This is a genomic window from Mesorhizobium sp. CA13 (genome assembly GCF_020165235.1).
Taxonomy (GTDB): domain Bacteria; phylum Pseudomonadota; class Alphaproteobacteria; order Rhizobiales; family Rhizobiaceae; genus Mesorhizobium.
Window position 1 is genome coordinate 538,926 of the sequence record NZ_JAIUHS010000002.1, and the last position, 13,793, is coordinate 552,718.

Sequence of the window (13,793 nt, forward strand, 5' to 3'; positions counted from 1 at the left end):
ACACGTTGCCGGGTCAGGCCGCCGCGTCGCGTGCTCCCTCGGAGAGGAAAGTAAAGACATAATCCGAGAAGGAACGCCAGCACTCGACCCGGAAGGCGTCTTGCGCCGTGCGCAGCAGAACGATCTCGGCCTTGCCGAGAATGGTGCGCGAGGCGGCACCCACCGGGAAGGCTTCGGGCGAAAGATCCTGCGGGCAGCCCGAATTGATTGCCGCGGCCGCGGCCGGACCGGCGACCGATATCGCGACGTTGCGATGCGAGATGCCGACAGCGGAATGCAGGGCGGAAATCTTTGCACAATCGGCGAGCGGGTAGTTGCCGGCCTCGTCGATGATCATCCACTCATCCGGTCCAAGCCACAGCGCGGTGCGCCCGCCCTTCGACACGGACGTCTTCGGCTTTTTCGGCAAGGTCACGCCGAGCGCCTTCGAGAGGGCGGCAAGCGAAGCCTCCGGCGCGCGCAGCGAGATACGCTCGGCAGGTGGCAGCACCTCGACCTTGGCGCCTGTCGCGGAGATGGTCCGCCCAGCGAGCGCCGGACGGCGCTCGGCCGCCGGTGATGCGGCCGGAGCCGCTTTCTTTGCCGCAGCCTTAGCCATTGAGGCGGCCTCCCGTCTCGTCGAAGAACACCATGCCGGAAACCTCCACTTCGATCGTCCCGCTCGGCATCGGCACGTAGAGCGTGTCGCCCATGCGTGCGCGGCCGCCGGCGACCAGCGCCAGGGCGATCGAGCGGCCGCAATTCTGCGACCAATAGCTCGATGTGACATGGCCGATCATCTTCATCGGGATCGCCTGCCTGGGATCCTCGACGATCTGCGCGCCTTCTTCCAGCACCACCTTGGGATCCTTGGTCTTGAGGCCGACCAGCTGCTTGCGGCCCTTGGCGACCAGGTCCGGTCGCATCATGCCGCGGATGCCGACGAAATCGGTCTTCTTCTTGCCGACCGCCCAGTCGAGCCCGGCATCGTTGGGCGTCACTGTGCCGTCGGTATCCTGGCCGACGATGATGTAGCCCTTCTCGGCGCGCAGCACGTGCATCGCCTCGGTGCCGTAGGCTGTGGCGCCATGCTTCTGGCCCTCGGCCCACAGCGCTTCCCAGACGGCCTGGCCGTAGTCCGCCGGCACATTGACCTCGAAGCCGCGCTCGCCGGTGAACGACATGCGAAACAACCTTGTCGGCACGCCGCATATCTTGCCCTCGCGCACCGACATATGCGGCAGCGCCTCGTCCGACATGTCGATGCCTTCGACCAGCGGCGCGATGATGTCGCGCGATTTCGGCCCCTGCACGGCGATAACAGCCCATTGCTCGGTGATCGACGTCAGCCAGACATTGAGATGCGGGAACTCGGTCTGGAGATAGTCCTCCATATGGTTCATGACGCGCGGCGCGCCGCCCGTCGTCGTCGTCACATGGAAACGGTCTGGCGCCAGCCTGCCGACGACGCCATCATCATAGATGAAGCCGTCCTCGCGCAGCATGATGCCGTAGCGGCAGCGGCCGGGCTCCAGCTTTTCCCAGGGATTGGTGTAGAGCAGCTCCATGAACTTGGCCGCATCGGGGCCGATCACCTCGATCTTGCCCAGCGTCGAGGCGTCGAACAGGCCGGCCGTGTTTCGAACGGCGACGCACTCGCGGTCGACCGCCGCATGCATGTCCTCGCCTGCCTTGGGGAAGTACCAGGCGCGCTTCCACTGCCCGACATCCTCGAACACGGCGCCTTGGGCTTCAGCCCAGGGATGGATCGCCGTCTTGCGTGTCGGGTCGAACAGCGGGCCGCGCGCATGGCTGACGATGGCGCCGAAGGTCACCGGCGTATAGGGGGCGCGGAACGTGGTGAGGCCCACCTCGGGGATCGGCTTGCCAAGCGTCTCGGCGGCAATCGCCAGGCCGTGCATGTTCGAGGTCTTGCCCTGGTCGGTCGCCATGCCGTTGGTGGTGAAGCGCTTGACATGCTCGATCGAGCGCATGCCCTCATGCACCGCCTGGCGGATGTCCTTGGCAGTGACGTCGTTCTGGAAATCGACGAAGGCCTTCACCGTCGTATCCGGACCGGCGCCCGGGGCGGCGCCCAGCATGCCGCGCGACCAGCTTTCCGAGGCGTCGACTTTGGGCTTTGTACCCTTGGCGGCCTTCGCGCCGGCGTCCTTTGCCGCCTTGGCTCCTGCCGCATAGGCCTCGTCGAGGGTCGCCGACAGGCCGTCCGTGCCGTTACAGGCGCCGACAGAGATGCAGTCCTGTGCATAGGTGCCGGGCACGAAGCGCTTGGTTTCGTCATTGAAGGCGACCTTGCCGCGCGACTGCGAGAACAGGTGCACCGACGGCGTCCAGCCGGCCGACATCAGGATCGCATCGACCGCAATGGTGCGCTCGCCGCCGCCATTCTTCGGCTGCACGGTCATCGACGAGACGCGCAGCTTGCCGCCGGCCCGGATCACCGCGCGGCCGAAATTGATCTCGATGCCGAGCGTCCTTGCTTCGTCGATCACCGGCCCGGTCGGATTGTCGCGCAGATCGACGATAGCCGCGATGTTGACGCCGGCCTTCTTCAGGTCGATCGCCGCAGCGTAAGCGGAATCATTGGCGGTGTAGACGCCGACATTTTTGCCCACCGCGACGCCATAGTGATTGAGGTAGGTGCGCGCGGCCGAGGCCAGCATGATGCCCGGCCGGTCGTTGTTGGCGAACACCATGTGGCGCTCGATGGCCCCCGAAGCCAGCACCACGCGCCTGGCGCGCACTTGCCACAGCCGCTCGCGCGGCAGGGCGTGGCCGGGATTTTGCAAATGGTCGCTGACCCGTTCGACCAGGCCGACGAAGTTCTGTGCGTAGTAGCCGAAGGCAGTCGTGCGCGACAGCACGCGGACATTGTCCATGCCTTTCAGCCTGGCGATCGCCGCCTGCGCCCAGGCAAAGCCGCCCTGGCCGTCGATCTTCGCGCCGCTCTCGAAGCGCAGGCTGCCGCCGAATTCGGCCTGCTCATCGGCCAGAATGACGCGCACGCCGGTTTCAGCCGCTGCCAATGCCGCCGCGATGCCGGCCGCGCCGCCGCCCAGCACCAGCACGTCGCAATGCGCGTAACGCGACGAATAATGGTCGGGATCCGGCCTGTCGGGAGACACGCCAAGCCCGGCGGCTTCGCGGATCTTGGGTTCGTAGAGGCTCTTCCACGCCGCCTTCGGCCACATGAAGGTCTTGTAATAGAAGCCGGCCGAAAACAGCGGCGACGCCAGATCGTTGACCGCGCTGACGTCGAAGGACAGCGACGGCCAGCGGTTCTGCGAGTTGGCCGCGAGCCCGTCATAGAGCTCCTGCACGGTCGCGCGCACATTCGGCGTCTTGCGCGCGTCGTCGCGCACGATCTGCACCAGCGCGTTGGGCTCCTCCGCGCCTGCCGACAGCACGCCCCGCGGCCGGTGATATTTGAACGAGCGGCCGACCAGGTGCACGCCGTTGGCCAGCAGCGCCGAAGCCAGCGTATCGCCTTCGATGCCGATGAAGGACTGACCGTCGAAGCTGAAGCGGGCGGTCTTGGCCTGGCTCAGGCGGCCGGCGCTCGGTATGCGGAACGCGCCGCTCATTTGGCAACCACTTCGCTGGAGTTTTTGGGCAGTTTGGAAGGCTTCGGCTCGCCGGCCTTGTAGGTCATGACGAACTTGTCGGTGACGGTGTCGCGCACGGCGTTGAAGAAGCGCGCACAGCCATGCATGTGCCGCCAGCGCTCATAGATGATGCCCTTGGGATTCGAGCGGATGAAGAAGAATTTTTCGAAATCGTCGTCGCTCTCGCCTGATATGTTGGACGAGCGCGCGATGTGCGCCTCGCCGGCGTTCCGGAACTCGAGTTCCGGACGTTCTTCCTCGCAATAGGGGCAGCGGATCAACAGCATGGGTCAGCTTTTCTCGTCAGGTTCGATATAGAGCCCAAATGCCTTCGTATTGCGGAGACCGACACGTTCCATCCGTTGTCGCCAACCTTGTGATGCATATGGACCAACTTCCTTCTCAGGCTCCGCCGCGTAGTCGGCGCGAAATCCTTTGGTGTTTTGGATGGGATATTTCAGGCCGAACATTCCCGCCCACGGTGCGATTCCAAGGACGGCGACGAAGATAAAAGCGGCGAACATGAAGGCGCCCACCAGAGAGTAGGCAACTTCAGAGCCCGTCTGCTGATGCACTTGCGCAGCCAATAATGTGAGGAGCACTGCGCCGGCGCCCATCATGAGAAATCGTCTGTTCGTTTTCTTCGTCAACACACGCCCCTTAGTGCGCCACCGCCGCCGCCGCTGCCTCGTCGATGAGGCGGCCGGTGCGGAAGCGCTCGATGGTGAAGGGCGCGTTGATCGGATGCGGATCGTCCCTGGCGATGGTGTGGGCAAAGACATGGCCGGAGCCGGGCGTCGCCTTGAAGCCGCCCGTGCCCCAGCCGCAATTGACGTAGAGGCCGGGCACCGGCGTCTTGGCCAGGATCGGCGAGCGGTCGGGCGTCACGTCGACGATACCGCCCCAGGAACGCAGCATCTTCATGCGCGTGAAGATCGGGAACATCTCGCAAATGGCGTCGAGCGTATGCTGCAATATGTGCAGGCCGCCGGTTTGCGAATAGGACACGTACTGGTCGGTGCCGGCACCGATCACCAGTTCGCCCTTGTCGGACTGCGAGATATAGGCATGCACCGTGTTCGACATCACCACGCAGGGGACCACCGGCTTGACCGGCTCCGATACCAGCGCCTGCAGCGGGTAGCTTTCCAGCGGCATGCGCACGCCGGCCATGTTCATGATGACCGAGGAGTGCCCGGCGGCGACGACGCCGACCTTCTTGGCGCCGATGAAGCCGCGCGTCGTCTCGACGCCGGTCACCGCGCCGTTGGCCGCACGCTTGACGCCGGTGACCTCGCAATTCTGAATGATGTGCACGCCCCGCGCCGAGGCGCCGCGCGCATAGCCCCAGGCGACCGCGTCATGGCGCGCCGTGCCGCCGCGCCGCTGCAGGGCGGCGCCGACGACCGGGTAGCGCGCATCCCCGGAAATATTGAGCGGCGGGCAGAATTCCTTCGCCTGCTCCGGCGTTAGCCATTCATTGTCGATGCCGTTCAGCCGGTTGGCGTGGACATGGCGCTTCAGCACCTGGATGTCGTGCACATTGTGCGCCAGCATCATGACGCCGCGCGCCGAATACATGACGTTGTAATTGAGCTCCTGGCTGAGCCCGTCCCACAATTTCAGCGCATGGTCGTAGATGCCGGCGCTCTCGTCATAGAGGTAGTTGGACCGGATGATGGTGGTGTTGCGGCCGGTATTGCCACCGCCCAGCCAGCCCTTCTCCAGCACCGCGACATTGGTGATGCCGTGCACGGTGGCGAGATAGTAGGCGGTGGCCAGGCCATGGCCGCCGGCGCCCACGATGACGACGTCGTATTCCTTCTTCGGCTCCGGCGAGGACCATTGCTCCTCCCAGCCCTTGTGGCCGCGCATGGCCTCACGCGCGATGGCGAATACAGAGTATTTCTTCACGTTCCAGCCTCGCGCCAAAGTCTCGCGGATTTGCGGCCGGGCTAGCAATTTCCCCGGCGCGCGAGGTGTATCACTAGCGAAACAGCGCTGCCACCCTTGCGCTGTTTGCGACGGCGCTTGCCGTTTTGCGCCGCAACCTGTCACCGTGTGCGAAACCAGGAATCGGTGGGGTTCGCAGCTTTCGGGTGGCCGCGGCCATGCTCATTTGCGACGACGCATCCAACCACCGGCAAGGCCGGCTTAGCGGAAGGATGACAGAAACATGCTCGCACTCGCCAACAAGATCGCCATCGTCACCGGCGCCAGTTCCGGCATCGGCCACGCCACTGCAAAGCTCTTTGCCGAGGAAGGAGCCAAGATCGTCGCCGCCGCGCGCCGTCAGGCCGAGCTCGATAGGCTTGTCGAGGAGATCGTGGAGACCGGCGGCACTGCGATCGCTCTTGCCGGGGACGTCAGGGACGAAGCCTATGCGAAGGCGCTGGTCGATCTTGCGACCGGCAGCTTCGGTGGTCTCGACATTGCATTCAACAATGCCGGCGCTGTCGGCATGATGGCGCCGCTGCCGGACCTGCCGCCGGCGTCGTGGCACGACACGATGGATACCAATCTGACCAGCGCCTATCTGGCCGCCAGGCATCAGATTCCGGCGATGCTGGAGCGCGGCGGCGGATCGCTGGTCTTCACCTCCAGCTTCGTCGGCTATACCGCCGGCATGCCAGGCATGGCCGCCTATGCCGCGGCCAAGGCCGGCCTCATCGGCCTGACGCAAGTGCTGGCCGCCGAATACGGGCCGAAGGGGTTGCGCGTCAACGCACTGCTGCCGGGCGGCACCGACACGCCGGCCGCCACCTTCAAGACACCCGAGTCGCGCGCTTTCGTGGAAAGCCTGCATGCCTTGAAGCGTGTCGCGGAACCGGAAGAGATCGCCCGCTCGGCGCTTTATCTTGCCTCCGACGCATCGAGCTTCACCACCGGAACCGCGCTGTTCGCCGACGGCGGCGTGTCAATCAACCGGACGTGAACGGTTTCGGCGCCGGCATGCGGATCGACGCGGCCGCGATGTGGCAATCCGGGCTTGCATTTGGGCTCGAATTGACGATTCCGTTCTCTCCTTGGAAACGGGCCGGAACCATGCTGCTGATCAGAACCTATGTCGCCCAAAGCGCAATCGAGGGCGTCGGCGTGTTCGCCGCCGAGCCGATCAGGAAAGGCGCCTCGATCTGGCGGCTCGACCCGGATTTCGACCGCCTCATCCCGCTGGAAAAATACCAGGCGGCACCCTCGCATCTGAGGGAACTGCTCGACCGCTATGCCTATCCCAGCCCCGACCGGCCAGGCTTCATGGTCTATGAGGTCGACAATGGCCGCTTCATGAACCATTCGGCGACACCGAACACCGACTTTTCGCAGTATGGCGGGGCAACCGCGACCCGCGACATAGCGGCGGGCGAAGAGATAACCTGCGATTATGGCGAATTCTTCGAGGATTTTGAGCGGTTGCATCTGGCCACCGCGTAGTTGGCTGCCTATCTTGTGAGCGACCGCCGGGCGATTTGGCCGCCTCCCTTCATTTCGGCTGTGGACAGCGCGGCGTGATTCTGCTATCAGCCGCCACAATTCGTGGTGTAAATCGCCGCGGAGGCTAGTGGCTATGGCCGCTTGCCTGTTGATATCAAACCCGAAAGACAGGATTGCCCGTGCAGGTACTCGTCCGCGACAACAATGTTGATCAGGCGCTTCGCGCTCTCAAGAAGAAGATGCAGCGCGAAGGCATCTTCCGCGAAATGAAGATGCGCGGTCACTACGAGAAGCCTTCCGAGAAGCGCGCCCGTGAAAAGGCCGAAGCCGTACGCCGCGCCCGCAAGCTGGCCCGCAAGCGCGCCCAGCGCGAAGGCCTGCTGCCGATGACGCCGCGTCCAGTGGCTGCCGGCGGTGCAGCCGGTGCAGCGCGTCCGCCGCGCTGACCAGCGCCAATATTTCGTCCTTTTCGAAGGATACCAGAGGTGGCGCGATGCGGAATCGCCGCCACCTTTTTATTTTGATATGACCCGGCCCGGAGGGGGGATCCGGACCTGAATGACGCGGCAAGTGAGGACAGGGCAGACATGAACGCAATCAGCGTGGAGAGCAAAACCACATTTCGTGGCTTTGCCCTGGCGACAGCCCTGCTTTCCGGATTGATGCTTGCCGGCTGCCAGACGTCAGGCCCGACCGGCGAGTTCAACAACATCGACAAGGCGCAAGGGTCGAGCGAGAACATCTCCTCGCTGTCGGCGGTGATTCAGCGCAATCCGCAGGATCCTGAAGGCTACAATGTGCGCGGCTCGGCCTATGGCCGGGGCGGCCAGTACCAGGCGGCGCTCAAGGATTTCAACCAGGCCATCCAGCTTAACCCGAATTTTTACCAGGCCTATTCGAACCGTGCGCTCATCCAGCGCTTCCTCGGCAATCAGGAAGCAGCGCTGGCGGACTACAACCGCTCGATTCAGATCAACGGCAACTACGATGCCGCCTATATCGGCCGCGGCAATCTCTACCGCAAGGCCGGCCGCACCCAGGAAGCCTTCAACGACTTCCAGAAGGCGATCCAGCTCGACACGACCGATGCCCGCGCCTATCACAATCGCGGCCTGATCTATCAGAGCCAGGGCCAGCACAAATTCGCCATCGAGGATTTCTCGACCGCCATCTCGCTGGCCCCGGACGCCGCCGAGCCATACAACGGTCGCGGCCTTTCCTACCTCGCCACCAATGACGAGGACAATGCCTTCTCCGATTTCAACATGGCCATCAAGCTCGACGGCAAGAACGCCGAGGCCTGGTCCAACCAGGCGCTGATCTATGAGCGGCGTGGCGACAAGGCCAAGGCGGCCAAGTCCTACCGCGAAGCCGTTCGGCTCGATCCGACCTACCAGCCTGCCAAGGACGGCCTCGCCCGCGTCAGCTGACGCGATCAGGCAATCCCGGCCAAGCCCACGCGTCGGATGCGTGTCCAAAAGGACACGCATCGCTGCAGATTGCCATCAATCCGGCAACCGCGCGTTAACCCCCGCTGCAGGCCGTGATCGCCTGCCTTGTTCGCGCCAAGGTTTCAGCGGAACGGTCTGGCCAGCCAGCCGTTACTTTGATGCAATTTGCGAAAGGACCTCCCATGATCAAGAAACTCGTCTGCGCCGCTGCGCTCGCCACGACCATGTTCGCTGTTGCACCGGCAAGCGCCGGCAGGCTGCAACTCGGCACGCTTGACTGCACCATCGATGGCGGCACCGGCTATATCGTGACGTCCAACAAGGGCGTGTCCTGCGTCTTCCGCCCCTATCATCACGGTCCGGCCGAGATTTACACCGGCGTCATCTCCAAGCTCGGCGTCGATGTTGGCAAGACGCACCAGGGCCAGCTCGCCTGGGCCGTGTTTGCCGCGACCCGTGACCGCGACGCGGGCGACCTTGCCGGCAGCTATTACGGCGTCAATGCCGAGGCGAGCGTCGTGACCGGCGGCGGCGCCAATCTGCTGGTCGGCGGCTTCGACAGCGCCTTCATGTTGGAGCCGCTCAGCGTCCAGGCACAGACCGGCGTCAACCTGGCCGTTGCCGTGACCTCGCTTGAGCTGATCCACTCTCTCAAGTAACGGCACGTTGATCTTCTCGGCGCGGACGGCAACCGCGCGATGATCAAAATAGCGCGCGGTGGACTTGGTTCCGCCGCGCGCTTTGCATTTGCGAGCTGCTGTGACCAGGGCAAGCTAGCAGAACGAAATTATTGTCGATGGAAGACTTGCTCGTTCTGTGCTACCAACCGGAAATGTTGCTGGCTCTGCGCGAAAATGCGTGCGAGCTCCGGCAGATGTAAAGACATCGTCGAATGCAATTTTGTTGCAGCTGCCGGAGGCCGTGATGGATTTCATCGAGCAGTTATTCGGATTTTCGCCCGATGGCGGGTCGGGATCCTTCGAACTTCTTCTGATACTCGCACCATTCTTGATTGCCGCTATCTGGTTTTTCATGCGTCGACAGCGACGTTGACGAAATGGCCGCGGACTGGCCATGAACCCGCTCCCCAAAATACTGGATTTCCTGAACGCGCTCGCCGACGCGTTCACCGAGTGGCCATCGAACCTGCGCCAGATCGCTGCCCGGATCTGCGCCCTCGCCAGATTGCTCTGCGAAAGAATGAAGCTCCCCGATCGGTTGGACCGAAGCGGGCCGCAACGTTGCGTCAAGATCAGCGACCCCGCCTACAAACGGCCGGATCCCCTGATCTACGCGCAGTATTATTTGATGGGCCAGGGCCTCGCCGTCACCTGGGACAACCCCGACATCGAGATCCGAAGCGGCGGCAATCCTGTCGCACCACATATGCTGGCGCCCGACACCGAATATGAAATCGTCGCCCGTATCTGGAACAACTCGACCGAGGCCCCGGTCGTCGATCTGCCGGTGAAATTCTCCTATCTGAGTTTCGGTATCGGCACGGTGTCGCATTGGATCGATGAGACCAGGACCGATCTCGGCGTCAAGGGCGGGGCCAACCATCCGGCTTTCGCGTCGGTCAAATGGCGAACTCCGGCAGCGCCTGGTCACTATTGCATCCAGGTCCTGCTCGACTGGCTCGACGATGCGAACCCGAACAACAACCTAGGCCAGGACAACACCACCGTCGGTGTCGCCCATTCGCCCGCAAGATTTGAATTTCGCCTGCGCAATGGCGAGCGGGAGAGGATGGGATTTCGTCTTGAGGCGGATGCCTATTCCATTCCTGAATTGCCGGTCTGTGAGCCGCGCCCTCGCCCGAGGCCGCGTCGCCGGCCCTTGCGCACCTTCCCCGGCACCATCGCGGCAGTGCCTGCCGGCCACACCCGTCAATCGCATCCTTTGCCCGCCGGCTGGCTTGTTACGTTCGAGCCCGCACAAGCGGACCTTGCCCCGGGTGAGGAAATCCCTGTCACTGTCAATATTGAACCGCCAGCCGGTTTCACCGGCCGCAAGGCAATCAACGTTCATGCTTTCTCGGCCCGCGGCCTCGCCGGCGGCGTGACGCTCTATGTCGAGCGATAGGGGGTCGCCATGGCTTATCGGCACTACACCAAATGCGTATCGGTCGGAAATCACCACGGCAAACAATACGGGCAGATGATCATAGCGGCGGCCGTGGTCGCTTTGCCGCTCATCCTTGTGGGCGCCCTTCCCGGACCGGCCGCCATGCTGGTGGCGCTTGCGGCCATATTGGCCTATTGCCGCTGGTGGCTCTACGACCGGCTGATCTGTCTCGGTGGCGACGAATGCGCGGTGGGCTGGCTGCTCAAGGTCGATCCGCCGGAGGAGAAGTCGGGCCTGGACCGGTTCGACACCGACTACAGTCTCAATCTGGTGCCGGGCAATGTCGTCGAATTCACCAACCAGGCAACGGCCGAAAAGATAGCGCCGTTTGGACGCCTGATCGCCAACACGCCTGCGATCCAGGGCGCGGGCCTCGACTGGAAAGGTCAGGAAGCGCGCCAATGGGCCAATGACGACCCGACCGCGGTGCTGCATTGCGAGTTCGAAGGGGCCGGCGTCTACGACCTCATGATAGCCTGCCTTGCCGCAATTCCAGTCGCCACGGCCGCCGCGGTTGCTTGCGCCATTCCCTTCTTCGGCTGGATCGCCTGCGCGGTCCTGTCGCTCATCGCGGCGGTCATCGTCATCGTCGGCGGCATAGTCGGCCTGCTCGACACAGCCAATCCGACGGATCTCGACGAGAATCTCGGCGATCTTCACGTCAACGATCCGACGCGCCGCGGCGCGGACATCCTGTTCGTCAAGGGAACGTGGGTCTACGATTCGGCACATGACGGCTGGAACGAAATCCATCCCATCAAGCACTGTCAGAAGATCGGCACCTGGAACGGCAGCTGGAACGAATCTCCGGTTCCCGACGGCAGCCCCGCCCGCTGGTGTGAAGCCGTTGAGACGGCAGGATCGCCATTGACCGTCGCATCCCAGCAGGAGCCTCAGAACCAGTGGACGATACATCCCGCCATAGACGGTTGCCGGCCAAAGCCCGACGATCACCGACCGGATCCCGTGCACTGACCTGGCATCCGGTGACGACCTCATCTTCCCTTCGCTCGCGAAGCAGCGTCATCTGCTCCTCGAAAATGGCTGCAGCGAATGCACGAGGGGCCATGACACGCAAAATGACCCTTGCTGCCATCGTTGCCATCGCTAGCCCCGCCTTGGCCCAGGCACACGACCAGGGCATCGAGCTCGGCACGCTTGAATGCGCCATATCGGGCGGCACCGGCTTCATCTTCGGCTCGAGCAAGGATCTGAGCTGCACCTTCACCCCTGCCGACAAGACTTTCGCGCCGGAAGCCTATTTCGGCGCCGTCAACAAATACGGCCTCGACATCGGCACGACCAAGCAGGCGGTGATGCGATGGCTGGTGCTGACGCCGCTGAAGAACATCTACGCGCCGGGCGCATTGGCCCGCGACTATGTCGGCGCCAGCGCCGAGGTGACGGCAACCGTCGGCGCCGGTGCCAATCTGCTGGTTGGCGGCTCCTCGCAGGCCTTCACCTTGCAGCCGCTCAGCCTGCAGACCCAGACCGGCATCAATTTCGCCATCGGTGTCAGCCAGTTCCAGCTGCGCAGCACGGAGAACTGATCGGCCGGCGATGCCGGCGGGCCAGGGATGCGGGCATCACGAACATGTCCAAAAAAATCGCTTGAGCTCAAGCTTGGTTGAGGTTCTACAAACCCATCCGACCGTGGTCCTGCCGGACCCCCGAGCTGGCTCCTGGCGCCACGCGTTTGCATCGGGATATGAAAATTCGAGGGACCGAAGTGACCGACATCAGCACAAACAGGGTTGACTGGCGCGCATTGTGGGCGAGCGGCGATCTCGCGCGCTTCTGCTTCATCAGCCTCGGCATCCTGCTGCACGCCACCAACGAGACGATGGTGGCGACCGTCATGCCTGCCATGATCGGCGAACTGGCGGGCGTGCAACTCGTCGGCTGGTCGCTGGCGATCTACGAACTGGGCGCCATCGTCGCCGGTGCCGCGGCCGGGCGGCTGGTCAGCTATGTGGCGCTGCGCACCAACATGGTGGTCGCGGCCCTGCTCTACGCGGCCGGCGCGCTGATCTGCGCCACCGCGCCCTCGATGCAATTGTTCCTGGCCGGGCGCCTGATCGAGGGCCTGGGCGGCGGCGCGCTGGTGTCGCTGGCTTTCGTCTCGGTGGAGCGGCTGTTTCCGCGGGCCATCTGGCCGCAGCTTTTCGGTATCATGTCGGCGATCTGGGGCGTCGCCGCCTTCAGCGGGCCGATGCTTGGCGCGATCATGACAGAGCTTCTGTCATGGCGCTGGGCCTTCGGCATCTTCGTGTTCGGCGGTGCGGCGATGGCGCTGGCGAGCTTCGTCGTGCTCGACACGCCGGAAGCGACGAGGCCTAGTGCCGGCGCGGGCAAGGCACCACCCTTCCCGTTCATAGCGCTTGGCTGCCTTGCCGTCGCCGTCGTGCTGATCGCCTCGGCGGGCGTCGACATCGCTCTGCTGCGCTCGTCGGTGCTGATGGTGCTCGGCCTGGTCGGCCTTGTGCTGTTCTTCCGTATCGATGCGCTGAAGCCGAGATCTCGGCTTTTCCCCTCGCGGCTGTTCTCGTGGCGCACGCCGGTCGGCAGCGGCATGACCATGGTCGCCGCCTTCTCGGTGGCGACCTGTTCCTTTGCCATCTACGGCCCGCTGCTCCTGACCACGCTGCACCACGTCCCGCTCCTGACCACCGGCTACATCATCGCCGCCGAATCGATCGCCTGGTCCATCCTGTCGATCCTCGTCGCCAACGCGCCACAGGAGCGCGAAAGGTCGATCATCATCGTCGGTGCCCTGATGATCGCAACCGGCCTCGCTGGTTTCGCCTACACGATCCCCTCCGGCTCGATTCCGCTGATCCTGGTATGCGCCCTTTTGCAGGGTGGCGGCTTCGGCGTTGCCTGGCCGTTCCTGACGCGCGTCATCGTGGCCTCCGCGCCGGGAGATGAGCAGACCATCGCCTCGGCCGCGGTGCCGACCATGCAGCGTATCGGCTATGCGGTGGGAGCCGCCCTTGCCGGCATCGTCGCCAATGCCAGCGGCTTTTCGCAAGGCCTGAACCAGGACGCGGCGGCTGATGTGGCAACCTGGCTGTTCCTCGCCTTCGTGCCGCTCGGCATGGTCGGCTGCCTGGCGGCGTTGCGGACGTCGACGGCCACGAGTCGGCTACCGGAGGCTGTCAGCTGATCAGTCCAGGCA

At 64.0% G+C, this 13,793-nt stretch carries 14 protein-coding genes; 9 read left to right on the forward strand and 5 right to left on the reverse strand.

What is annotated here, in order from left to right:
* Positions 1-13 precede the first annotated feature (13 nt).
* Genes LB566_RS08180 through LB566_RS08200 form a run of 5 tightly spaced genes read right to left on the reverse strand, consistent with a single transcriptional unit; the run spans position 14 to position 5,519 of the window.
* A complete protein-coding gene (locus LB566_RS08180) occupies positions 14-598 on the reverse strand; it encodes a sarcosine oxidase subunit gamma (RefSeq protein WP_224624000.1) in 585 nt (194 codons plus the stop codon).
* On the reverse strand, positions 591-3,584 hold the full coding sequence (locus tag LB566_RS08185; RefSeq protein WP_224624001.1) for a sarcosine oxidase subunit alpha: 2,994 nt from the start codon (positions 3,582-3,584) through the stop codon (positions 591-593). Before LB566_RS08185 ends, LB566_RS08180 begins: the two co-directional genes overlap by 8 nt.
* The gene (locus LB566_RS08190; protein ID WP_140549560.1) at positions 3,581-3,892 is read right to left on the reverse strand and encodes a sarcosine oxidase subunit delta; all 312 of its coding nucleotides are present in this window, start codon (positions 3,890-3,892) and stop codon (positions 3,581-3,583) included. Before LB566_RS08190 ends, LB566_RS08185 begins: the two co-directional genes overlap by 4 nt.
* Before the next feature lie 3 nt (positions 3,893-3,895).
* Positions 3,896-4,255, reverse strand: coding sequence for a hypothetical protein (locus tag LB566_RS08195; RefSeq protein WP_224624002.1), 360 nt, complete (start codon positions 4,253-4,255; stop codon positions 3,896-3,898).
* A 10-nt stretch (positions 4,256-4,265) separates the two neighbouring features.
* Positions 4,266-5,519 (reverse strand): sarcosine oxidase subunit beta, encoded by a 1,254-nt coding sequence (locus tag LB566_RS08200; protein WP_224624003.1) that lies wholly within the window; start codon positions 5,517-5,519, stop codon positions 4,266-4,268.
* A gap of 262 nt (positions 5,520-5,781) precedes the next feature.
* On the opposite strand from LB566_RS08200, the gene LB566_RS08205 reads away from it, so the two are divergent.
* The 9 genes from LB566_RS08205 to LB566_RS08245 all read left to right on the forward strand — a co-directional run bounded on the left by LB566_RS08205 (position 5,782) and on the right by LB566_RS08245 (position 13,781).
* The gene (locus LB566_RS08205; RefSeq protein ID WP_224624004.1) at positions 5,782-6,540 is read left to right on the forward strand and encodes an SDR family oxidoreductase; all 759 of its coding nucleotides are present in this window, start codon (positions 5,782-5,784) and stop codon (positions 6,538-6,540) included.
* Positions 6,541-6,650: 110 nt separating this feature from the next.
* The gene (locus LB566_RS08210) at positions 6,651-7,037 is read left to right on the forward strand and encodes an SET domain-containing protein (RefSeq protein ID WP_140549557.1); all 387 of its coding nucleotides are present in this window, start codon (positions 6,651-6,653) and stop codon (positions 7,035-7,037) included.
* Between the two features lie 179 nt (positions 7,038-7,216).
* The gene (gene rpsU, locus LB566_RS08215; protein ID WP_010911429.1) at positions 7,217-7,483 is read left to right on the forward strand and encodes a 30S ribosomal protein S21; all 267 of its coding nucleotides are present in this window, start codon (positions 7,217-7,219) and stop codon (positions 7,481-7,483) included.
* 141 nt (positions 7,484-7,624) lie between these two features.
* Positions 7,625-8,467: a tetratricopeptide repeat protein gene (locus tag LB566_RS08220; protein WP_140496334.1), complete on the forward strand. Its 843-nt coding sequence runs from the start codon at positions 7,625-7,627 to the stop codon at positions 8,465-8,467.
* A gap of 203 nt (positions 8,468-8,670) precedes the next feature.
* The gene (locus LB566_RS08225) at positions 8,671-9,147 is read left to right on the forward strand and encodes a DUF992 domain-containing protein (protein ID WP_140549556.1); all 477 of its coding nucleotides are present in this window, start codon (positions 8,671-8,673) and stop codon (positions 9,145-9,147) included.
* Positions 9,148-9,562: 415 nt separating this feature from the next.
* Positions 9,563-10,573: a hypothetical protein gene (locus LB566_RS08230; protein WP_224624005.1), complete on the forward strand. Its 1,011-nt coding sequence runs from the start codon at positions 9,563-9,565 to the stop codon at positions 10,571-10,573.
* 9 nt (positions 10,574-10,582) lie between these two features.
* A complete protein-coding gene (locus LB566_RS08235; protein WP_224624006.1) occupies positions 10,583-11,590 on the forward strand; it encodes a hypothetical protein in 1,008 nt (335 codons plus the stop codon).
* A gap of 92 nt (positions 11,591-11,682) precedes the next feature.
* Entirely contained in the window at positions 11,683-12,165 is a 483-nt protein-coding gene (locus LB566_RS08240) for a DUF992 domain-containing protein (RefSeq protein WP_224624007.1), read from the forward strand.
* Between the two features lie 179 nt (positions 12,166-12,344).
* A complete protein-coding gene (locus LB566_RS08245; protein WP_224624008.1) occupies positions 12,345-13,781 on the forward strand; it encodes an MFS transporter in 1,437 nt (478 codons plus the stop codon).
* Positions 13,782-13,793 lie beyond the last annotated feature (12 nt).

Coding starts and splice junctions, on each gene's coding strand:
- LB566_RS08180 (WP_224624000.1), bottom strand. CDS start 598: ATGGCTAAGGCTGCGGCAAAGAAAGCGGCTCCGGCCGCATCACCGGCG.
- LB566_RS08185 (WP_224624001.1), bottom strand. CDS start 3,584: ATGAGCGGCGCGTTCCGCATACCGAGCGCCGGCCGCCTGAGCCAGGCC.
- LB566_RS08190 (WP_140549560.1), bottom strand. CDS start 3,892: ATGCTGTTGATCCGCTGCCCCTATTGCGAGGAAGAACGTCCGGAACTC.
- LB566_RS08205 (WP_224624004.1), top strand. CDS start 5,782: ATGCTCGCACTCGCCAACAAGATCGCCATCGTCACCGGCGCCAGTTCC.
- LB566_RS08210 (WP_140549557.1), top strand. CDS start 6,651: ATGCTGCTGATCAGAACCTATGTCGCCCAAAGCGCAATCGAGGGCGTC.
- LB566_RS08220 (WP_140496334.1), top strand. CDS start 7,625: ATGAACGCAATCAGCGTGGAGAGCAAAACCACATTTCGTGGCTTTGCC.
- LB566_RS08225 (WP_140549556.1), top strand. CDS start 8,671: ATGATCAAGAAACTCGTCTGCGCCGCTGCGCTCGCCACGACCATGTTC.
- LB566_RS08230 (WP_224624005.1), top strand. CDS start 9,563: ATGAACCCGCTCCCCAAAATACTGGATTTCCTGAACGCGCTCGCCGAC.
- LB566_RS08235 (WP_224624006.1), top strand. CDS start 10,583: ATGGCTTATCGGCACTACACCAAATGCGTATCGGTCGGAAATCACCAC.
- LB566_RS08240 (WP_224624007.1), top strand. CDS start 11,683: ATGACACGCAAAATGACCCTTGCTGCCATCGTTGCCATCGCTAGCCCC.